Annotated in this window: 16 protein-coding genes; 9 read left to right on the top strand and 7 right to left on the bottom strand. The window is 72.3% G+C overall.

The genetic code is table 11. The features are described from left to right. Window positions 1–12: 12 nt before the first annotated feature. The 3 genes from H0E84_RS10720 to H0E84_RS10710 all read left to right on the top strand — a co-directional run bounded on the left by H0E84_RS10720 (window position 13) and on the right by H0E84_RS10710 (window position 2,212). On the top strand, window positions 13–699 hold the full coding sequence (locus H0E84_RS10720) for a lysozyme inhibitor LprI family protein (RefSeq protein ID WP_180678646.1): 687 nt from the start codon (window positions 13–15) through the stop codon (window positions 697–699). Window positions 700–771: 72 nt separating this feature from the next. Continuing rightward, on the top strand, window positions 772–1,182 hold the full coding sequence (locus H0E84_RS10715; protein WP_180678645.1) for a hypothetical protein: 411 nt from the start codon (window positions 772–774) through the stop codon (window positions 1,180–1,182). Window positions 1,183–1,444: 262 nt separating this feature from the next. Next, complete coding sequence (locus tag H0E84_RS10710; protein WP_180678644.1) at window positions 1,445–2,212, top strand: SDR family NAD(P)-dependent oxidoreductase; 768 nt, start codon at window positions 1,445–1,447, stop codon at window positions 2,210–2,212. 21 nt (window positions 2,213–2,233) lie between these two features. On the opposite strand, the gene H0E84_RS10705 is transcribed toward H0E84_RS10710, so the two are convergent. The 3 genes from H0E84_RS10705 to H0E84_RS10695 all read right to left on the bottom strand — a co-directional run bounded on the left by H0E84_RS10705 (window position 2,234) and on the right by H0E84_RS10695 (window position 7,172). Next, on the bottom strand, window positions 2,234–3,196 hold the full coding sequence (locus H0E84_RS10705; protein ID WP_345776304.1) for an MBL fold metallo-hydrolase: 963 nt from the start codon (window positions 3,194–3,196) through the stop codon (window positions 2,234–2,236). A gap of 170 nt (window positions 3,197–3,366) precedes the next feature. Next, window positions 3,367–5,256, bottom strand: a complete 1,890-nt coding sequence (gene speA / locus H0E84_RS10700) for an arginine decarboxylase (RefSeq protein ID WP_180678643.1) — start codon at window positions 5,254–5,256, stop codon at window positions 3,367–3,369. A gap of 59 nt (window positions 5,257–5,315) precedes the next feature. Beyond that, window positions 5,316–7,172 carry a M48 family metallopeptidase gene (locus H0E84_RS10695; RefSeq protein WP_180678642.1) on the bottom strand — a complete coding sequence of 619 codons (1,857 nt, stop codon included), beginning with the start codon at window positions 7,170–7,172 and terminating at the stop codon, window positions 5,316–5,318. 130 nt (window positions 7,173–7,302) lie between these two features. Between H0E84_RS10695 and speE the strand changes: the two genes are divergently transcribed. Beyond that, window positions 7,303–8,151, top strand: a complete 849-nt coding sequence (gene speE / locus H0E84_RS10690; protein WP_180678641.1) for a polyamine aminopropyltransferase — start codon at window positions 7,303–7,305, stop codon at window positions 8,149–8,151. A gap of 58 nt (window positions 8,152–8,209) precedes the next feature. Here the strand turns inward: speE and H0E84_RS10685 are convergent, their stop codons facing one another. After that, window positions 8,210–8,548: a P-II family nitrogen regulator gene (locus tag H0E84_RS10685; protein ID WP_180678640.1), complete on the bottom strand. Its 339-nt coding sequence runs from the start codon at window positions 8,546–8,548 to the stop codon at window positions 8,210–8,212. A 187-nt stretch (window positions 8,549–8,735) separates the two neighbouring features. On the opposite strand from H0E84_RS10685, the gene ubiK reads away from it, so the two are divergent. From ubiK to H0E84_RS10665, 4 genes are all read left to right on the top strand, one after another. Next, the gene (gene ubiK, locus H0E84_RS10680; RefSeq protein WP_180678639.1) at window positions 8,736–9,014 is read left to right on the top strand and encodes a ubiquinone biosynthesis accessory factor UbiK; all 279 of its coding nucleotides are present in this window, start codon (window positions 8,736–8,738) and stop codon (window positions 9,012–9,014) included. Between the two features lie 12 nt (window positions 9,015–9,026). Next, window positions 9,027–10,541, top strand: a complete 1,515-nt coding sequence (locus tag H0E84_RS10675) for a YifB family Mg chelatase-like AAA ATPase (protein ID WP_180678638.1) — start codon at window positions 9,027–9,029, stop codon at window positions 10,539–10,541. 186 nt (window positions 10,542–10,727) lie between these two features. Further along, on the top strand, window positions 10,728–12,812 hold the full coding sequence (locus H0E84_RS10670; RefSeq protein WP_180678637.1) for a S9 family peptidase: 2,085 nt from the start codon (window positions 10,728–10,730) through the stop codon (window positions 12,810–12,812). 237 nt (window positions 12,813–13,049) lie between these two features. Further along, window positions 13,050–15,143, top strand: a complete 2,094-nt coding sequence (locus H0E84_RS10665) for a S9 family peptidase (RefSeq protein WP_180678636.1) — start codon at window positions 13,050–13,052, stop codon at window positions 15,141–15,143. Window positions 15,144–15,468: 325 nt separating this feature from the next. Here H0E84_RS10665 and aceA read toward each other — a convergent pair whose 3' ends face one another. Both aceA and aceB read right to left on the bottom strand, forming a co-directional pair. Continuing rightward, the gene (gene aceA / locus H0E84_RS10660; RefSeq protein WP_180678635.1) at window positions 15,469–16,761 is read right to left on the bottom strand and encodes an isocitrate lyase; all 1,293 of its coding nucleotides are present in this window, start codon (window positions 16,759–16,761) and stop codon (window positions 15,469–15,471) included. Between the two features lie 46 nt (window positions 16,762–16,807). Then, window positions 16,808–18,451 (bottom strand): malate synthase A, encoded by a 1,644-nt coding sequence (aceB, locus tag H0E84_RS10655; protein ID WP_180678634.1) that lies wholly within the window; start codon window positions 18,449–18,451, stop codon window positions 16,808–16,810. A gap of 112 nt (window positions 18,452–18,563) precedes the next feature. On the opposite strand from aceB, the gene H0E84_RS10650 reads away from it, so the two are divergent. Beyond that, entirely contained in the window at window positions 18,564–19,532 is a 969-nt protein-coding gene (locus tag H0E84_RS10650; protein ID WP_180678633.1) for a LysR family transcriptional regulator, read from the top strand. 25 nt (window positions 19,533–19,557) lie between these two features. Here H0E84_RS10650 and pbpC read toward each other — a convergent pair. Then, window positions 19,558–21,224, bottom strand: a 1,667-nt coding sequence (gene pbpC / locus H0E84_RS10645) for a penicillin-binding protein 1C (RefSeq protein WP_180678632.1), incomplete at its 5' end; no start/stop codon positions are given.

The raw sequence follows: 21,224 nt of genomic DNA, 5'->3' as shown, positions 1-21,224 counted from the left end.
AGGAACGCGCAGATGCCCCAAATCCCGTCCAAGGTGATCCCGTCCAAGGTGATCCCGTCCAAGGTGATCCCGTCTAGCGTGATCCTGTCCAGCGTTCTGTGGTGCTGCGCGGCCGTCTCGACCGCCGCCGCCCAGGCGCCCGACTGCGATTCGCCAGGCTCCTGGGCCGAGCGCACGATCTGCCGCAGCGCGCCGCTGCGCGACACCGACGCGCGGGTCCAGGCGCTGCAGCGCGACCTGCTGCTGCGCAGCGACGACCCCGCGGCGGTCGAGGCTGAAGCGCGCCAATGGCGCGAGTCCGGCCGCGACGCCTGCACCACCGTGCGCTGCCTGGAGACGGCCTACCGCACCCGCACCCAGGCGCTGCAGGCGCGGCTCGCCGCCGGCAGGCCGCTGCTGCTGCTGCCCGGCGAGTACCGGCGCCACACTGCAGCGGGCCCGGTGGAGGGCGCCGCCAGGCTTTCGGTGGAGCTGCTGGGCCAGCGGCGCTATCGCATGCGCATCCTGCCGGCCGACGGCGCGGCCGAGCCGCTGGCCGAGGGCGAGTTCGCCGAGCAGGTCGGCAGCGGCGAGTTCGAGGCCGGCGCCTGCACGTTGCGCATGCGCTTCGCGCCCGACCTGGTCTCGGTGTCCGGGGCGGCCCCCGGCTGCGGCGCGGACCTCGACGGCAGCTACCTGCGCGCGCCGGCCGAACCGTGAAGCCGGTCGCCCGCGGTCGCGGGCGCTGAGAGCCGGGCGACGCAAGCTGGCGCACCACCGGAGAGCGCCGCCATGCCGATCGAAGCCGTCCTCATCAAACCCGTGGTCGACGTGCTGCTGGCGCTGTTCCGGCAGGCCGAAGACCTCACCCTCAAGCGCGATGCCGAGGCGGCGGTGCGCGAGGCGATCCGCGAGCTGCTGCAGGCCAATCCCAACGAGAGCCGCACCGCGGCGCGCATCGCCGTCGCCCGCGCCGCCGGCATCCTCGGCGAGGACGTGATCCTGGCCGAGACGATGCTCGAGAAGCACCGGGCCGCGCGCGCCCGCACCCGCGGCAAGACAGCGACCGGCCGCCGGCGCACCGCGGCCCCGGCCGGAGGCGCCGCCTCCGCGGCCGAGGAGCCACCGCGCCAGGGCGCCCCGGCGAAGAAGGCCGCGAACGCCCGATCGCGGCGCGGCCCGAGGAAACCGGGCGCGAGCTGACGCGGACGGCGGCTCCGGTGGAGACCGTTCGCAGAACGGCACGCGCCTGGCGTCGCTGCCCCTCCCGCTCGTAGGAGACCGCAAGAGCCGCTTCGACGGGCTCGCGGGCCGGGGAACGTGCCGGGCGCGCTGTCGCGCCCGCGTCCACCCCGCCATGCGTCGGCCGTTCGCCCGCAAGCCCGTGTCGCTGCGCGGTCCCGGCGCACCGCACGGGCGCGGGCCGCGCCGCGGCCGTCTGCCACCCCCGGTTTACAATCGCGGCATGCACGATGCCGAGACGCGGAAAACGATCCTCATCACCGGCGCGACGTCCGGGTTCGGACGCGCGACCGTCGAGCGCTTCGTCGCCGCGGGCTGGCGCGTGGTCGCCTGCGGGCGCCGCGCCGAACGCCTGCAGGCGCTGGTCGACGCCCACGGCGCGGAGAACGTGCACGCCGCCGCGTTCGACGTCCGCGACGCGGAGGCCATGGGTGCCGCCCTGGACGCGATTCCCGACGCATTCCGCGCGATCGACGTGCTGGTCAACAACGCCGGCCTCGCACTCGGCACGGCGCCGGCGCAGCGCGCCGACCTGGCCCAGTGGCGGCAGATGATCGACACCAACGTCACCGCCCTGGTGACGCTGACCCATGCGCTGCTGCCCGGGCTGATCGCCCGCCGCGGCGCGATCCTCAACGTCAGCTCGATCGCCGGCAGCTACCCCTACCCGGGCGGCAACGCCTACGGCGGCACCAAGGCCTTCGTCACCCAGTTCTCGCTGGGGCTGCGCTCGGACCTGCACGGCACCGGCGTGCGCGTGACCTCGATCGAACCGGGGCTGGCCGAGACCGAGTTCACCCTGGTGCGCACCGGGGGCGACCGCGCCGCCTCGGACGCCCTCTATGCCGGCACCCGGCCGATCACCGCAGGCGACATCGCCGAGACCCTGTGGTGGGTGGCCAACCTGCCGCCGCACCTCAACGTCAACCGCCTGGAAGTGATGCCGGTCAGCCAGTCGTTCGCGGGGTTCCAGATCCACCGCGACGCCTGAACAGACGCACGCCGGCGGTCGTCACCGCTGCGGTGCCCAGGCGAAGCCGCCGTCGCGGCGCGCGATGCGTCCCAGGCCCGGGAACGGGAAGTGCGGCGACTGCACCAGCACCCCGCTGTCGGCCGCGCTCGCGAGCAGCGTTTCGCGGCTGCGCTCGGCCACCGGGGCGTCGCCATCGAACTGGATCGTCCACCGTGGCCGCTGCACCGACACCACGTGGTGGTGGGCGCTGTCGCCGATGTAGAGCAGGCGCGCCGCGCCGTCGGCGATCTCGTAGGCGCTGTGACCGGGCGTATGCCCCTCCACCACGACCGCGGTCACGCCCGGCAGCACCTCGGCCCCGGGCGCGAACGCGTCGACCTGCGGCGCGATCGCCGCGGCCAGCGCCGCGCGTCCGGCGTCCGCCTGGAGCGCCTGCCATTCGGGTGCCGACATCCGGATCCGCGCATTGGCGAACGCCGTTGCGCCGTCCGCATCGAGCAACCCACCGACGTGGTCGGAATGCGCATGGCTGACCAGGATGTCGGTGACCTGCGCCGGTTCGACGCCCGCCGCACGCAGCGACTGCGGCAAGCGGCCGGCCTCGGCGAAGTCCGCGTCGCCGGCGCCGGTGTCGAACAGCAGCACGCGCTCGCCGCTGCGCACCAGCAGCGCCTGCACGCTCAGATGCACTGTGTCGGTGGGCTCGCCAGCGGCGGCGAGCAGCGCATCGACCTCCGCCCTCGGACGCCCCAGGCCGAGCACCGAGCCGTCGTTGGGGAAGCGGATGTCGCCATCGCGGAGCACGGCGGCGTCGAGCGCGCCGATGCGAAAGCGGTGCACATCGGGGTGGTCGGCGGGTGGCGGTGCCTCGGTGCGCGCGGCGGGATCGGCGGCTGCCTGAGCCGGGACGGGCGGACTGGTCCTGGTACAACCGACGGATGCGGCAACGAGCGCGGTGGCCAGCAGCATTGCGGCGCAGTTGGCGAAACGGATAGGACGCACGAGGGACTCCCTGGAGGGCGGCAAGCGGTTGGGCCCGAGCATATGCCAGCCGGGGCCGGCCGGCGATGCGCCTGACGCACCGGTGCGTCGCACCGCTTCAACGACGGCGTCGCGCCGCGCGCCTGACCGAGCCGAACGAAACGCCAGCCGTGCGGGCCGCGATCGCCCGCTCAGGCCAGCGGGGTATCGGCCAGGTAGGTGTAGCCGGTCAGGCCCGCCTCCAGCGCTTCGCGCAGCCGCGCGGCCTCGTCGGCGGGCAGGCCGGCCGCCGACAGCTTGTCGTCGTAGGCGCGGCGCAGGTCGTCGATGCGGTAGCCGACATAGTCCAGCATCACGTCGGTGGTGTCGCCGCGGCGCTGCTGCTGGATCGCGAAGCCCTCGCCGTCGGTCCGCACCTCGATGGCATCGGTGTCGCCGAACAGGTTGTGGATGTCGCCGAGGATCTCCTGATAAGCGCCGACCAGGAAGAAGCCGAGCCGGTACGACTCGCCCGGCCGCGGCGCGTGCAGCGGCAGCGAGCTGTCCAGGTCCTCGTTCTCGACGTAGGTGTCGATCTTGCCGTCCGAGTCGCAGGTCAGGTCGGCGATCACCCCGCGGCGGTCCGGCGCCTCGTCCAGCCGGGCGATCGGCACGATCGGAAACACCTGGTCGATCGCCCACACGTCCGGCATCGACTCGAACACGCTGAAGTTGACGAAGTACTTGTCCACCAGCCGCTCGTTGAGCTCGTCCAGCAGCGGGCGGTGGCTCTTCTCGTCGTAGCTCAGCCGCCCGCGCACCGCGTGGGCGATGGCGTAGAACAGGTCGTCGATGCGGGCCCGGTGGACCAGATCGATCTGGCCGTGCGCGTACAGCGTCAATCCTTCGGCATGGTGGTGCTGGGCCTCGTGGAACAGCTCGACCGCGGGGCGGGTGGCGAGTTCGTCGTGGACCTCGCGCAGATGGCGGATCACCGCCGGCTCGTCGTCGTGCACGTCAGGCACCCTGCCTTCCGGCGCCACTTCGACTTCCGAGACGTTGGCCACCAGCACCGCGTGGTGCGCGGTCATCGCCCGCCCGCATTCGGTGACGATGCGCGGCGGCGCCAGCCCGTTCTCCGCACAGGCGTCGGCCAGCGGCTGCACGATGCTGCCGGCGTACTGGCGGATGCCGTAGTTGACCGAATTGTAGCTGCGCGAGCGCGTGCCCTCGTAGTCGATACCGAGGCCCCCGCCGACGTCGACGTGGGTGATGCGCGCGCCGAGCTGCGACAGCTCGACGAAGTAGCGGGTCGCCTCGCGCATGCCGTTGGCGATGTCGCGCACGTTGGAGATCTGCGAGCCCATGTGGAAGTGCAGCAGCTGCAGCGCATCGCCCATGCCGCCGTCGCGCAGCGCCTTCCACAGGTCCAGGAGCTGCCGCGGCGAGAGCCCGAACTTGGCCTTGTCGCCGCCGCTGTTCTGCCACTTGCCGGCGCCCAGCGAGGCCAGGCGCATGCGCACCCCGAGCACCGGGGCCACGCCCAGCGCGGTCGCCTCCTCCATCACCAGCGGCAGTTCGGAGGGCTTCTCGATGACGATGAAGGTCTGCAGCCCGAGCTTGCGGCCGATCAGCGCCAGGCGGATGTATTCGCGGTCCTTGTAGCCATTGCACACCACCACCCCGCCGGGGCGGCTGAGCGCCAGCACCGCCATCAGCTCCGGCTTGCTGCCGGCCTCCAGGCCGAAGCCCTCGCCGGCGTGCGAGGCCAGGGTGCCGGCCACGCCCTGGTGCTGGTTGACCTTGATCGGGTACACGGCGGTGTAGCCGCCGGCGTAGTCCCAGTCGGCCTGCGCCTGCGCGAAGGCCTCCTGTAGCGTGCGCAGGCGGTCGCCGAGGATCTGCGGGAACCGCACCAGCATCGGCAGCTGCGCACCGCCGGCGATCGCGGCATCGATCACCTCGGGCAGCGCCAGCGTGGGCGTGCCGGCGCCGCCCGGCCGGACCGCCATGCGGCCGCGATCGTCGACGTCGAAATAGCCCTCCGACCAGTGCGGGATCGAATAGGTCTTGCGGGCGCGGTCGGGCGACCAGCTGGGCATGAGGGCATCCGGAAGGGGCGCGGGGGGGCGCCCATTCTAGCGTCGCCGCCGCACCGCCCTCAGCGCGCGCCCTTGCGGTACACCGGCTCGCCGCACAGCGCGCGCACCCGCTGCGCCAGGGCGCGCTCGTTGCTGCCGGTGAACGCGGTGAAGCTGCCGGGCAGCGACAGCGCGTCGACCAGGCGCTTCAACGCGGCCCCCTCGCCGGCCACCGGCCCACGCCAGTCCAGCAGCAGCACGAAGTGCGCCTGCGCCTCGGCCATGGCGATGCGCTTGCGCACCAGCCAGGCGCGAGCGATCCGCGGCTGCGCCGCCAGGACCTCGGCGAGCGCCGCCAGCGCCGCGGCATCCAGCCCGTGCGGCAGCATCTCGTCGTCCGCGGCCGCGGCGTCGCGGGCCGCGAGTTCCTGCGCGGCCGGAGCCAGTTCCTCGCGCAGACTCCGCACGGCCACGGCGCAGGCCGCATCCAGGTCCGGGTCGCCGGCCAGCGTTTCCAGGTCCGTCACTACCGGCCGCACCGCGCCGGCATCGAGCGTCACCGCGCGTCGCAGCCTGGCGGCGCCCAGGTCCGCGTCGCCGCGGCGCAGCGCCAGCACGCCGGCGCGATAGTGCGCCATGGCGCTGTCCGGATGCGCTTCGAGCAGGCGCGCGTACAGCGGCTCGGCATCGAAATCCACGCGCAACGACTCCACCAACCGCGCGTGCTCGAGCCGCTCCTGCGCGCCGGGCGCGCCGAGGCCCTCGAGCGCTGCGAGCTGCGCGCGTGCGGCGGCCGCCTCCTCGTAGCGCTGCCGCCACTGCGCGCGGACGCGCTCGCGCCAGTACTCGTCCAGGCCGCGCTCGATCTCCGCCAGCAGCGCAGCGCCCAGCAGCGCCGGGGCCGCGGCCTGGCCGCGCGCGCGCAGCTGCGGCCCGGCGGCCATCGCCGCCAGCCGCTGCGGCAGCGTGGGATGGGTGTCCTCGGGGTCGCTGTCGCGCGCCGCGATCTCGAGCACGCGCTCCAGGTCGGCCGGCGCATCGGCGCGCAGCGCGCGCACGAGCTGGGCGTGGACCGCGGCCGGCGGATGTCCCTGCGCGCGGGCGCGGTCGAACACCTGCGGCCAGAAGCGGCCGTGCACGCGCCTGGCGCCCAGCTCGAGCCTGACCAGCGCGCTGGCCGCCGCCTCGCGGCCGACCGCCGCGACGGCCGCCGCGTCGGCCTCGTACTCGTTGCGGCGCGCCAGCGCGAAGCTGCAGGCATTGAAGTACGGCACGTACCACTCGTAGAACTTGAACAGCAGCCGGCTGAACATGAAGCCGCTGCCGGCCAGGCCGTCGAGCACCCGGTACCAGCTCAGGCGCACGCGGTAGATCCAGCCGCCGAAACCGCCGTGCCCGGAGCCGAAGTGGCCGAACTCGTGGGCGATCACCGCGGCCAGCTCCTCGCGATCGAACAGCTGCATCAGCGGCAGCCCGAGCACCAGGTAGTGGCGGTGGCCGAGCAGGCCCAGCGCGCGCGGCACGCTGGCCGCCGCGGCGTTGAGTTCGCCGTCGATGACGATGCCGTGCAGCGCTGGCGCACCCGCCGCCTGGCGCAGGCGCTCGACCTCCTCCTGCAGCGCCGGCGCCTCGCCGCGACCGAGCACGTAACCCTCCGGCACGCCGAGGCGTATCCACAGCGCCCGCAACACCACCGCGCCGAACACCAGCGGCAGCAGCACCGCGTAGGCGAGCTCGGGGCCGGGGCGGGCGCCATTGGCCAGGATGTGCCAGAGCATCAGCAGCGGCAGGCCGAAGGCGATCGCCAGCAGCACCAGCAGCAGCCCGTAGCCCAGCGCGGCCAGCAGCGCCAGGCGCACGAGGTAGGCGCGCGGCGAGCGTGCGGCCTCTTCCTCCAGGCGGTGCGCCAGTTCGCGGTGCGCCTGCGTCGTTGCCATGCGTGGTCCCGTGGAGTCGTCCCCGGCCGCCATGCTAGCCGGGTTGCCGCGGCCGCGGCGACGGGTTGGCTACAATTGCCGCCCATTGCGGCGCCCCCGGCCCGCCGTCCGATCACCACAGGAACCCGCCATGACCGCCCCCGCCTGGATCCACGAGCAGTTCGAGCCCACCGGCTCGGCGATCGGCTATCGCATCGTGCGCAAGCTGGATGAGGTGCAGTCGGAGTTCCAGAAGATCGAGATCTACGAGACCACCGACTGGGGCAACCTGATGCTGATCGACGGCGCGGTGATGCTGACCGCGCGCGACAATTTTCTCTACCACGAGATGATGGCGCACCCGGCGCTGTTCACCCATCCGGACCCGAAGCAGGTGGCGATCATCGGCGGCGGCGACTGCGGCACCCTGCGCGAGGTGCTCCGGCACCGCGGCGTGGACCGCGCGGTGCAGTGCGACATCGACGAGCAGGTCACGCGCATGGCGGAGAAATACTTCCCGGAGCTGTGCGAATCCAACGGCGACCCGCGCGCCGAGCTGCTGTTCGACGACGGCGTCGCCTACATGCGCGACGCCGCGCCGGCGAGCCTGGACGTGGTCATCGTCGATTCCACCGACCCGGTGGGCCCGGCCGAGGGCCTGTTCAACCGCGCCTTCTACGAAAGCTGCTTCCGCGCGCTGCGCGACGACGGCATCCTGGTGCAGCAGTCCGAGTCGCCGCTGGCGCTGCTCGACCTGATCCGGCAGATGCGCGCGGAAATGGGCAAGGCCGGCTTCACCGCGTTCCGGACCCTGCCGTTCCCGCAGCCGTGCTACCCGACCGGCTGGTGGAGCTGCACGCTGGCGCGCAAGCGCGGCGGGTTCGCGTTCCGCGAAGGCGACGCCGACGGCAAGGATTTCGAGACCCGCTACTACAGCGCCGGCATCCACCGGGGCGCGCTGACGCTGCCGCCGTTCGTGGCCGCCGCGCTCGACGCCTAGGGCCTTCTGCGCGAACGACGCCCTGGGCCGGGACGGACCGGCGCGCGCGCCAGGCGCGCTACAGCGCGTCGGCGTCCAGTTCGCCGGTGCGGATCCGCACCGCGCGGTCGAGATCGTAGACGAAGACCTTGCCGTCGCCGATCTTGCCGGTGTTGGCGGATTTCAGGATCGCCTCCACCACCATCTCGGCCTGCTCGTCCGCCACCGCGATCTCCAGCTTCAGCTTGGGCAGGAAATCCACCACGTACTCGGCGCCGCGGTAGAGCTCGGTATGGCCCTTCTGGCGGCCGAAACCCTTGACCTCGGTGACGGTGATGCCGGCGACGCCGGCCTCGGCCAGCGCCTCGCGCACGTCGTCGAGCTTGAACGGCTTGATGATCGCCATGACCAGCTTCATCACATGGTCTCCATCCTGAATCCGGGCAGCATACCGTCACCGCCCATCCGGCAGCACGAACGGCTACAATGCGCCCCCCACAGCCCCACCCTGTAGGAATTTTCCTACGCCGCGGCGCGCTTCAGACCGACTGCGCGCGGCGCCGGGGCAGGTGATGCTTGGCGCATTGCCGCAGGAGTGAATCCAGATGATCGACCTCAACCACATCGACGACCTCGCGCGCCGCCTCAGCGGCCTGGTGCCGCCGGCCATGCGCGACAGCCGCGAGGAGCTGCAGGAGAACTTCAAGGCGGTGCTGCAGTCCGGGCTGACCAAGCTGGACCTGGTGAGCCGCGAGGAATTCGAGGTGCAGCGCGCGGTGCTGCTGCGCACCCGCGAGAAGCTCGAGGCGCTGGAACAGGCGGTGCAGTGGCTCGAGGCCGAGCTGGCCAAGCAGGACCAGCAGGCGGTCGTCCAGCAGCACTAGCCGTCTCGCACCATGGGACTCGCACTCGTGCATGGACGCGCGCGTGCCGGGGTGTCGGCGCCCCCGGTACAGGTCGAGGTGCACCTCGGCGGCGGGCTGCCGTCGATGTCGATCGTCGGCCTGCCCGAGGCGGCGGTGCGCGAGGCCAAGGACCGGGTCCGCGCGGCGATCCAGTGCGCCCAGTACGAATTCCCGCAGCGCCGCATCACCGTCAACCTGGCCCCCGCCGACCTGCCCAAGCACGGCGGCCGCTTCGACCTGCCGATCGCGCTCGGGATCCTCGCCGCCAGCGGCCAGCTGCCGATGGCGCCGCTGCGCGACTGCGAATTCCTCGGCGAACTCGGGCTGACCGGCGAGCTGCGCGCGGTCGACGGCGTGCTGCCCGCGGCGCTGGCGGTGGCGCGGACCGGCCGCGGGCTGGTGGTGCCGGCGGCCAACGGCGCCGAGGCGGCGCTGGCCGCGGATGTCGACGTGCGCTGCGCGCGCACCCTGCTGGAAGTCTGCGCCCTGCTCGGCCGCGGCCGGGCGCTGCCACGGGCGCAGGCGCCGGAGGCAGTAGATACGCCAGGTCCGGACATGCGTGAGGTCCGCGGCCAGGCCCAGGCGCGCCGCGCCCTGGAGATCGCCGCGGCAGGGGGCCACCATCTGCTGCTGATCGGCGCACCGGGCTGCGGCAAGACCCTGCTGGCCTCGCGTCTGCCGGGGCTGCTGCCTGAGGCCTCCGAAGCGGAGGCGCTGGAGGCGGCGGCGATCGCCTCGGTCAGCGGCCGCGGACTGGACCCGGCACGCTGGCGCGCACGGCCGTTCCGCGCTCCGCACCACACCGCCAGCGCCGTCGCGCTGGTCGGCGGGGGCGCCGAGCCGCGCCCCGGCGAGATCTCGCTGGCGCACCAGGGAGTGCTGTTCCTCGACGAGCTGCCCGAATGGGACCGCCGCGCGCTCGAGGTGCTACGCGAACCGCTGGAATCGGGCCTGGTCACGATCTCGCGGGCGGCACGGCAGAGCGAGTTCCCGGCGCGGTTCCAGCTGGTCGCGGCGATGAACCCCTGCCCCTGCGGTTGGGCCGGCGACGCCTCCGGGCGCTGCAGCTGCGGCCCCGACGCGATCCGGCGCTACCGCGCGCGCATCTCCGGACCGCTGCTCGACCGCATCGACCTGCACGTCGACGTACCGCGGCTGCCCGCGGCGCAGCTGCGCCCGGACGCGCCCGAAGGCGAAGGCAGCGCGGCCATTCGGGCCCGCGTCGAGGCCGCGCGCGCAGTCCAGGCGGCACGGGCCGGCACCCTCAACGCCCGCCTCGGCCAGGCCGCGACCATGGCCGCCTGCCGCCTGCGCGAGCGCGACCAGCTGCTGCTCGAGCACGCCGTGGAATCGCTGCGCCTGTCGGCACGGTCGATGCACCGCATCCTGCGGGTGGCGCGGACCATCGCCGACCTGGCCGGCAGCGCGGGCATCGGCACCGCGCATCTGACCGAGGCGCTGGGATACCGCAGCCTGGACCGCGGCGCGGCGGCGCTGGCCGCCTGAGGGCGGTGCGGTCGGTCCGCACTCCCCCGCGCCAGCCCGGACCGCCACGCGTTCCCGTGCGGCCGTCCGGAGCCCGCGCGCCGTGCCATCAGTCATGCCAGGCGTTTAACGCCGTCGGAACAACGGCAGCGGCCGCCGGCGCTACCGTGACGGCCACGATCCGCGCCACTTCCGGGGACCCATCCGATGCGACATCTCCTGCTCGCGGCCTGCGCCGCGACCGTCCTGGCCGCGTGCGGCAACCGCAGCGACGGCGAATCCGCGACGAACGCCCAGCCGCAAGCCCCGAGCTCGATCGACGAGGTCGCGCTGATCCCGCGCGACGCCTTGTTCGGCAATCCCGAACGCGCCAACGTGCAGATCAGTCCGGACGGCCGCCATCTCAGCTGGGTGGCGCCGCTGGACGGCGTGCTCAACGTCTGGGTCGCTCCCGCCGACAGCCCCGGCGATGCGCGCGCGGTCACCCGGGACACGGCACGGGGCATCCGCAACTACTTCTGGTCGTACCGTCCCGACACCCTGCTGTACCTGCGCGATACCGGCGGCGACGAGGACTTCCACCTGTATGCCGTCGACCTGGAAAGCGGCGAGGCGCGCGACCTGACGCCGTTCGAGCACACCACCGCGGAGGTGGTCGGCGTCAGCCATCGGCATCCCGACGCGATCCTGGTCGGCATGAACGATCGCGACCCGAAATGGCACGACCTCTACCGGGTCGACCTGGCCAGCGGCGAACGCACCCTGGTGGAGCGCAACGACCGGGAGATCGCCGGCTACCTGGCGGATGCCGATTTCACCCTGCGCTTCGCCACCCGCGCACGCCCCGACGGCGGCCAGGACATCCTCCGGCGCGAGGGCGACGGCTGGGTCGAACACGACGCGATCCCCTTCGAGGACTCGCTGAGCACGTCGACGGCCGGCCTGACCACCGACGGCGGCACCTTGTACATGGTCGACTCGCGCGAACGCGACACCGCGGCGCTGTACGCGATCGACACCGCCACCGGCGACAGGACGCTGGTCCACGAGGATCTGCGCGCCGACGTCGGCGGCAGCCTGAGGGATCCACGCAGCGGCCGGGTGCAGGCGGTGGCCGTCAACTACCTGCGCGAGGCGTGGACGGGCGTTGACGAGGCGATCGCCGCCGACCTGCAACGGCTGGAGGCGATCGGACCGGGCGAGGTCACGATCAATACCCGCACCCTGGACGACCGCACCTGGATCGTCGCCTACTCCGCCGCCGAGTCGCCGCTGGTGTACTACCGCTACGACCGCGGCGAGGGCGGCCAGGGCGAACTGACCAGGCTGTTTTCCGGCCGCCCGGCCCTGGACGGCCAGCCGCTGGTGCCGCAGTGGCCGGTGGAGATCGCATCGCGCGACGGCAAGACGCTGGTCAGCTACCTCACCCTGCCGGTCCACGCCGACGCCGACGGCGACGGCAAACCCGATGCCGCCACCCCGATGGTGCTGTTCGTGCACGGCGGCCCCTGGGGGCGCGACTCCTACGGCTTCAGCAGCTATCTGCAGTGGCTCGCCAATCGCGGCTACTCGGTGCTGCAGGTGAACTTCCGCGGCTCGACCGGCTTCGGCAAGGCCTTCACCAACGCCGGCGACGGCGAGTGGGCCGGCGCCATGCACGACGACTTGATCGACGCGGTCCGCTGGGCGGTGGACCAGGGCGTCACCACCGAGGACGAGGTGGCGATCATGGGAGGCAGCTATGGCGGTTACGCGACCCTGGTCGGGCTCGCCTTCACTCCCGAGACGTTCGCCTGCGGCGTCGACATCGTCGGCCCCGCCAACCTCAACACGCTGCTGGCGACGGTGCCGCCGTACTGGGCCAGCTTCTTCGAGCAGCTGGCACGGCGCATGGGCGATCCGCGCACCGAGGAAGGCAAGGCCTGGCTGACCGAACGCTCGCCCCTGACCCGTGTCGACAGCATCTCCAGGCCGCTGCTGATCGGCCAGGGCGCCAACGATCCGCGGGTCAAGCAGGCCGAGAGCGACCAGATCGTCACGGCGATGCAGGAGAAGGACATCCCGGTCACCTACGTGCTGTTCCCCGACGAGGGCCACGGATTCGCGCGCCCGGAGAACGGCAAGGCGTTCAACGCCGTGGCCGAGGGCTTCCTGTCGAGCTGCCTGGGCGGCCGCGCGCAGCCCATCGGCGAGGATCTGGCCGGTTCCAGCATCACCGTGCCGACCGGCGCCGAGGGCGTGCCGGGCCTGGCCGAGGCGCTCGAGGCGCATACGCAGGACGTGCGGAAATAGGCGGCACAAGCACCGAAGGCAACGCCCCTTCGCCCCACGGCCTGGGGAACGGCACCCCGTAGAGCGGAGCTCGCTCCGCTGCTCCCGGCTCCGGAGCCCACGCAGCCGAGCAAGCTCGGCTCTACGCCCGGGCACCCCTGCCATCAGTCACTGCGCGATTTAACGCCTTGCAAACGCACCGCGCGCGGCGCGGCGCTAGCTTGGCGCTACCGAATCCGGTCTTCCTGGGGAACCGCCATGTCATGCCGCCTGATCCTCGCCTCGAGCCTGGCGCTCGCCCTCGCCGCCTGCGGCGGCCGCCAGGACGACGCTGCGCAGGACGACGCCGTCGCCAAGCCCGCCGCGCCCACCTCGATCGAGGACGTCGCCCTGATCCCCCGCGACGCGCTGTTCGGCAACCCCGAGCGCGCCAGCGTGCAGATCAGCCCGGACGGCAGGTACCTGAGCTGGATCGCCCCGGTCGAAGGGGTGCTCAACGTGTGGGTGGCGCCGGCCGACGACGTCGATGCGGCGCGCGCGGTCACCCGCGACGACGCCCGCGGCATCCGCCAGTATTTCTGGGCGCACCAGCCGGACACGCTGCTGTACCTGCGCGATTCCGGCGGCGACGAGAACTTCCATCTGTACGCGGTCGACCTGGACAGCGGCGAGAGCCGCGACCTGAGCCCGTTCGAGAACACCCGCGCCTTCGTCAGCAAGGTCAGCCACCTGCACCCGGACTCGGTGCTGGTGTCGATGAACGACCGCGACCCGCAATGGCACGATCTGTACCGGGTCGACCTGGCGAGCGGCGAGCGCACCCTGGTGGAGCAGAACACCGGGCAGTTCGCCGGCTATCTCGCGGATGCGGATTTCCAGGTGCGGCTGGCGATGCGCGCGCGCGAGGACGGCGGCCAGGACGTGCTGCGGCCGGATGGCGACGGCGGCTGGGAGCTTGCCGAGGAGATCCCCTTCGACGATTTCCTCAGCACCAGCTACGTCGGCTTCACCACCGACGGCGACACCGCTTACCTGCTGGAATCGCGCGAGCGCAACACCACCGCGCTGGTGGCGGTCGACATGGAATCCGGCGAGAAGACCGTGGTGTTCGAGAACCCGCGCGCCGACGTCAACAACGCGCTCAGCGATCCGGTGACCGGCGAGGTGCAGGCGGCATCGTCCAACTATCTGCGCGAGGAGTGGACCGCCATCGACGAGGCGGTCGCCGCGGACCTCGACAGGCTCGAGGCGATCGGCCCCGGCGTGGCTTCGGTGAGCGCGCGTACCCAGGACGATCGCACCTGGATCGTCACCTACTCGGCGGCCGAGCGGCCCGCCGTCTACTACCGCTACGACCGCGGCGACGGCGGCGGCGAACTGACCGAACTGTTTTCCTCGCGCCCGGCCCTCGACGGCCAGCCGCTGGTGCCGCAGTGGCCGCAGGAGATCGTCTCGCGCGACGGCCTCGACCTGGTGAGCTACCTGACTCTGCCGACGCACGCCGACCCGGATGCCGACGGCAAGCCCGACGCCGCCGTGCCGATGGTGCTGTTCGTGCACGGCGGGCCGTGGGCGCGCGACAGCTACGGCTACAGCGCCTGGCCGCAATGGCTGGCCAATCGCGGCTACGCTGTGCTGCAGGTGAACTACCGCGGCTCCACCGGCTTCGGCAAGGACTTCGTCAACCGTTCCAACCACGAGTGGGCCGGCAAGATGCACGACGACCTGATGGACGCCGTGCAGTGGGCGGTGCAGCAGGGCGTCACCACCGAGGACCAGGTGGCGATCATGGGCGGCAGCTACGGGGGCTACGCCACCCTGGTGGGCATGACCTTCACCCCCGAGGCATTCAAGTGTGGCGTCGACATCGTCGGCCCCTCGAACCTGATCACGCTCTTCGAGACCTTCCCGGCGTATTGGGCCAGCTTCATGGAGCAGTGGTACAAGCGCGTGGGCGATCCGCGCACCGAGGAGGGGCGGCAACTGCTGCTCGATCGCTCGCCGATCACCCACGTCGACCGGATCAGCCGGCCGCTGCTGATCGGCCAGGGCGCCAACGATCCGCGCGTGGTCCAGGCCGAAAGCGACCAGATCGTCGCGGCGATGCAGGAGAAGGACATCCCGGTCACCTACGTGCTGTTCCCGGACGAAGGCCATGGCTTCGCGCGCCCGGAGAACAGCAAGGCCTTCAACGCCGTGGCCGAAGGCTTCCTCTCGACCTGCCTGGGCGGCCGGGCGCAGCCGATCGGCGAGGATTTCGCCGGCTCGAGCATCGGCGTGCCGGCTGGTGCGGACAGTGTGCCCGGCCTGGCCGAGGCGCTGGAAGCGCACCAGCCCCAGATCCGCAAATAGGCGTCGACGTCGCCGCCGAACGTCGGCGGTTTTCCGCGGCGGGCCAGGGCATCGCCGTAGAGCGGAGCTTGCTCCGCTGCTCTCGGCTCCGGAGGCCGCGCAGCCGAGCAAGCTCGGCTCTACCGGGGTCGGGACGGTTTTCGCGGCGGGCCAGGGCATCGCCGTAGAGCGGAGCTTGCTCCGCTGCTCTCGGCTCCGGAGGCCGCGCAGCCGAGCAAGCTCGGCTCTACGGGGGCGGGGCGGTTTTCGCGGCGGGCCAGGGCATCGCCGTAGAGCGGAGCTTGCTCCGCTGCTCTCGACTGCCGCGCCCGAAGCAGCGCGGAACTCACGCCGCCCGGGTCTGGAACTGCTCCTCCTCGGTCGAGCCGCTCAGCGCGGTGGTCGAGGACTGGCCGCGCTGGATCGTCTGCGTCACCGAATCGAAATAGCCGGTGCCGACCTCGCGCTGGTGGCGCACCGCGGTGAAGCCGCGTTCGGCGGCGGCGAATTCCGCCTCCTGCAGTTCGACGAAGGCGCTCATCTGCCGACGCGCGTAGCCATGGGCGAGATTGAACATGGAGTAGTTGAGCGCATGGAACCCGGCCAGGGTGATGAACTGGAACCGATATCCATAGGCGGCGATTTCCTTCTGGAAGCTGGCGATGGTGGCGTCGTCCAGGTTCTGCTTCCAGTTGAAGCTGGGCGAACAGTTGTAGGCCAGCAGCTTGCCGGGGAACTTCGCATGGATGGCCTCGGCGAAGCGGCGCGCGAACTCGAGATCCGGCTTGCCGGTTTCGCACCAGATCAGGTCGGCGTATGGCGCGTACGCCAGGCCGCGGCTGATCGCCTGGTTCAGGCCCTTGCGGGTCTTGTAGAAGCCCTCGGCGGTGCGCTCGCCGGTGCAGAACGGGCGGTCGTTGTCGTCGATGTCGGCGGTCAGCAGGTCTGCGGCCTCGGCGTCGGTGCGGGCGATCAGGATCGTCGGCACGCCACAGACGTCGGCGGCCAGCCGCGCCGCGACCAGCTTGTCCACGGCCTCGCGGCTGGGCACCAGCACCTTGCCGCCCATGTGGCCGCACTTCTTCACCGAGGCCAGCTGGTCCTCGAAATGCACCCCCGCCGCGCCGGCCTCGATCATGCCCTTCATCAATTCGAACGCATTGAGCACGCCGCCGAACCCGGCCTCGGCGTCGGCCACGATGGGCTGCAGGAAGTCGATGCTGTCGTCGCCCTCGGCATGGTGCAGCTGGTCGGCCCGCAGCAGGGTGTTGTTGATCCGCTTGACCACCTGCGGCACCGAGTTGGCCGGATACAGCGACTGGTCCGGGTACATCTCGCCGGCGATGTTGGCGTCGGCGGCCACCTGCCAGCCCGACAGGTAGATGGCCTTCAGCCCGGCCTTGACCTGCTGCATGGCCTGGTTGCCGGTGAGCGCGCCGAGCGCGTTGACGAAATCCTCGGTCTGCAGGCTGCGCCACAGCTTGTCGGCGCCCAGCCTGGCCAGCGAGTGCTCGATCGCCACGGTGCCGCGCAGGCGCACCACGTCCTCGGCGGAGTACGGACGAGTGATGCCGGTCCAGCGCGGGTTGTCGGCCCAGTCGGCAGCGATGTCTTCGGCGGTACGCAGGTTCTGGCTCATCTTCGGGTCCTCGTTGGATGGCGGGCGGGGCGACGGCGCGGCGCGCTCAGTCGAGCCGCTGGTAGGCGGGCAGGGTCAGGAAGTCGGCGAGGGTGTCGTCCCGGGTCAGCGACTCCAGCAGCGCGATCGCCTCGGGCACCCGCGCCGCGCCGGGGATCGCCTCGCCGGCCAGGCGCGAGGGCAGATTGAGCAGGGCCGCTTCGAACAGCACCCAGTCCACAGCGGTGCCGTCGTCCAGGGACACACCGTCGCGAGCCGGTCCGTCGCGACGCGGCCCGCCGTGCTCGGCATCGGCATGGTGCAGCCACTGCCACAGCTGGGCGCGGGCGATCTCGGCGGTCGCGGCGTCCTCCATCAGCCAGTGGATCGGCACGCAGCCGTTGCCGTCGAGCCAGGCCGCGAGATAGCGCACGCAGACCTCGACGTTGCCTTCGAAACCGGCGCGGGTGATGGTGCCCAGCGGCGCCTGCACCAGGTCCTCGCGCACCACCAGCACGTCCTCGCGGCCGACGTGGTGCTGGTGCGGCATGGGCATGCGCTCGTCGAACACCTCGCGCGCCAGCGGGATCAGCGCCGGGTGCGCCACCCAGGTGCCGTCGTGGCCGGCGGTCACCTCGCGCAGCTTGTCGGCCCGCACCCGCGCCAGCGCCCGGGCATTGGCGGCCTCGTCGCCGGCGATCGGGATCTGCGCCGCCATCCCGCCCATCGCGTGCGCGCCGCGGCGATGGCAGGTCTGGATCAGCAGTTCGGAGTACGCCTTCAGGAACGGCTGGGTCATGGTCACCTGGCCGCGTTCGGGCAACACCCGCTCGCGGTGGCGACGGAAGGTCTTGATGAAGGAGAAGATGTAGTCCCAGCGCCCGCAGTTGAGCCCGGCGATGCGGTCGCGCAGCACGTAGAGGATCTCGTCCATCTCGAACGCCGCCGGCAGCGTCTCGATCAGCACCGTCACCCGGATCTGGCCGTGGGCCAGGCCCATCGCGGCCTCGATGTGCGACAGCGCGTCCTGCCACAGCTGCGCCTCCTCCATCGACTCGAGCTTGGGCAGGTACAGGTAGGGCCCGCGGTCGCGGGCCGCCAGCGCGTCGGCGTTGTGGAAGACGAACACGGCGGCGTCGAACAGCGCCGCCGACATCGGCTCGCCATCGACCTGGACGTGCTTTTCGTCCAGATGCCAGCCGCGCGGGCGCACCAGCAGCACCGCCTGTTCGGCGCAGGGCCGCAGCGCGTAGCGCTTGCCCGTCGCGCTGATGAACTCCAGGGTCCCGGCGACCGCCTCGCGCAGCGCGCGCTGGCCGGTCAGCAGGTTGTCCCAGGTCGGCGCCGTGGAATCCTCGAAGTCGGCCATGAAGCAGCTGGCGCCGGAATTGAGCGCGTTGATGACCATCTTCGGGTCGACCGGGCCGGTGATCTCGACGCGCCGGTCGCGCAGCGCCGCCGGCAACCCGGCGACGCGCCAGTCGGCCTCGCGGAGCGCGCGGGTGTCGGCGCGGAAGTCCGGCACCTCGCCGGCATCGAAACGGGCCTGGCGCCGCCGCCGCGCGGCGAGCCGCGCGCGCCGCCGCGGCTCGTAGCGCCGGTGCAGATCGATGAGCAGGTCCTGCACGGACGGGCCCAGCAGGTCGGAGGGCGCCTCGGCGGTGAAGACGAGACCGCCCGGGGCGGCCAGTTCCTTGAGTACGGCGGACATCGTGGTCTCCTGCGAATGTTGCGCTGCAGGATGACCATCCGCCCGGGTACTGTATTTGACAACACAGTTTTCTCAATGCATATCATTAGTTCAACTAATACATCTTGAAACCATGGCCAAAACGCCCGCCAGGACGCCACGGTTCGCCTACAAGGGGGACCGCCTGAAGCCGCTCCGGGCGTTCTGCCAGACCGCGCGCCTGGGCTCCGTCTCGCGGGCTGCCGAGACGCTGTTCGTCAGCCAGCCGGCCATCACCCTGCAACTGCAGGCGCTGGAGCGGGACCTCGGCGTGCGCCTGTTCGAGCGCAGCGGGCGCCGCCTCGTCCCCACCCGCGAGGGCGAAGCCCTGTACGAGCTGGCGCGCCCGCTGGTCGAGGGCATCGACGGCCTGCACGGCGCCTTCCAGCAGCAGCTGCGCGGGCTGGACGCCGGCGAGCTGAACATCGCCGCCGGCACCTCGACGATCCTGCACCTGCTGCCGCCGATCATCGAGACCTTCCGCCAGGCCCAGCCCGGGGTGCACCTGAGCCTGCACAACGTCACCGGCGCCGGCGGCCTCGATCTGCTGCGCTCGGACGCGGCCGACCTGGCGGTGGGGTCGATGCTCGACGTGCCCGCCGATCTCGACTACGCGCCGATCTACCGCTTCGACCCGATGCTGATCGTCCCGCCCGGCCACCCGCTGGCGCGCAAGCGCGCGCTGAAGCTGGAGGACCTCTCGCCCTACGGGCTGATCCTGCCGCCGCGGCGGCTGACCACGTACCGCCTGGTCGACATGGTGTTCCACCAGCACCGGGTGCCCTACACCGTCGCCTTCGAGGTCGGCGGCTGGGAAGTGATCAAGCGCTACGTGGCGATGGGCATGGGGATCAGCATCGTCACGGCGATCTGCCTCACCGAGGCCGATCGCGGGCAGCTGGCCGCACGCTCGCTGGCCGAGTGGTTCCCGCAGCGCAGCTACGGGGTGGTGGTGCGCAAGGGCAAGTACCTGTCGCCGCAGGCGCGGGCGTTCGTCGAACTGATCAGGCCGGACCTGTTCGTGCGCGGCGACTACTCCGCGGGCGGGCACTCGGAACGGTAGCGGCGCCGGCGGTGCGGGCCCCGCTTCACTGCGCCACCGTCACCTCCACCTCGCGGGTGTCGGCGCGGCCGTGGTCGTCGACGGCGGAGAGGCGGTAGCGGCCGGCCTGGGCGGGGGTCCAGCTGGCGGGTTCCCCGGGCGCGGAGGTCCCGATGTAGTCGTCGCCGGCGAACCAGAACACGCGCTGGACCCCGGCCTCGACGCTGGCCGACAGTTCGATCGCCGACTGCTGCGGGCGCGAGAGCCGGAAGGTGTAGCTCGCGCCGCGCAGCGGCGACTGGATCCGCGGCGACGCGCCCAGGTCGGCCGCGCCCTGGGCGCAGTCGGCGCCGGCCGGCGGCGCACGCCGCGGCATCCCGGCCTGGGCGAACACCCGCGCCAGGTCGGTCGGCCAGAACTCGTACACCTCCAGGCGCATGTGCGCCGGGTCGAACGGCCGGCCGCAGACCGGCTTCCCGCTGGCGCGATCGACGGCGACGGCGCGATGCACGGTGCTGATCCGGATCGGCGACTTGCCGGGAATGAACCAGGTCCGGCCGCGCTGCGGGCAGTGCACGTTGGGCAGGTCGCCGCTGGCGCGGCAGATCTCCACCCGCTTGACGTCGAGCCGGCGGCGCGGCGGCGGCCGGCGCAGGTCGGCGCCCGCCGCGCGCAGGGCGTCGACCACGGAGAAGAACAGCGGCGCGGCCGCATCCACGCCGACCAGGGCCGGGTTCGGCGAGCCGTCGAAGTTGCCGACCCAGACCACCAGCACATAGGGACCGACCAGGCCCGCGCTCCAGGCGTCGCGGAACCCCCACGAGGTGCCGGTCTTCCACGCCACGGGCAGCTCGTGCAGGCCGCTGACCGCGCCGATGTCCGGACGCGGCGCGCCCTGCAGCATGTCGCGGACGATGAATGCCGCCTCGGCGCTGAGCAGCGCGGTACCGCCAGCGGCCGGATCGGCCTCGCGCCGGCGCAGCGGCCGCAGCAGGCCATCGTTGCCGAGCATGGCGTACAGCCGCGCCAGCTCCTCCATGGTGACCTCGCCGCCGCCGAGCACCAGCGCCAGCCCGTAGTGCTGCTCGCTGGCCATGCGGCTGATGCCGGCGTCGCGCAGGAACTGGTGGAAGCCGGGCTGCCGGAGCCGGGCGGCGACCGCCACCGCCGGGATGTTGCGGCTGCGGACCAGGGCGTCGGCGGCGGTCACCGGGCCGAGGAAGCGACCGTCGAAGTTCTCCGGCGTGTACGGCCCGAAGGCGCTCGGCACGTCGCGCAGCACGGTGGCCGGGTGCAGCACGCCCTGGTCCAGGGCGAGGCCGTAGAGGAAGGGCTTCAGGGTCGAGCCGGGCGAGCGCTTGGCGGCGGTGCCGTTGACCTGCCCGGCGATGGCGTCGTCGAAATAATCGGCCGATCCGACCAGCGCGCGCACGCCCATGTCGCGGGTGTCGAGCAGCATCGCGCTGGCGTTGCGCAGGCCGCGGCGGTGCATCCGCCCCAGATGGCTGCGCACGCGCGCCTCCAGCAGGCGCTGCAGGCGCAGGTCGAGCGTGGTGCGCAGCTCGGCGCCGGGCTGCGGATGCAGGCTGCGTTCGCCCAGCACCCGCTCGACGAAGTGCGGCGCCGCGAACGGCAGGGCGCGCGGCGCGCGCAGCGTCACCGGCAGCGCCATCAGCGCGTCCTGCGCCGGATCGGGCGGCTGCCGCTGGCGCC

Source organism: Luteimonas salinisoli (assembly GCF_013425525.1).
Lineage (GTDB): Bacteria > Pseudomonadota > Gammaproteobacteria > Xanthomonadales > Xanthomonadaceae > Luteimonas > Luteimonas salinisoli.
This window is presented reverse-complemented; position numbering and strand designations above follow the sequence as displayed.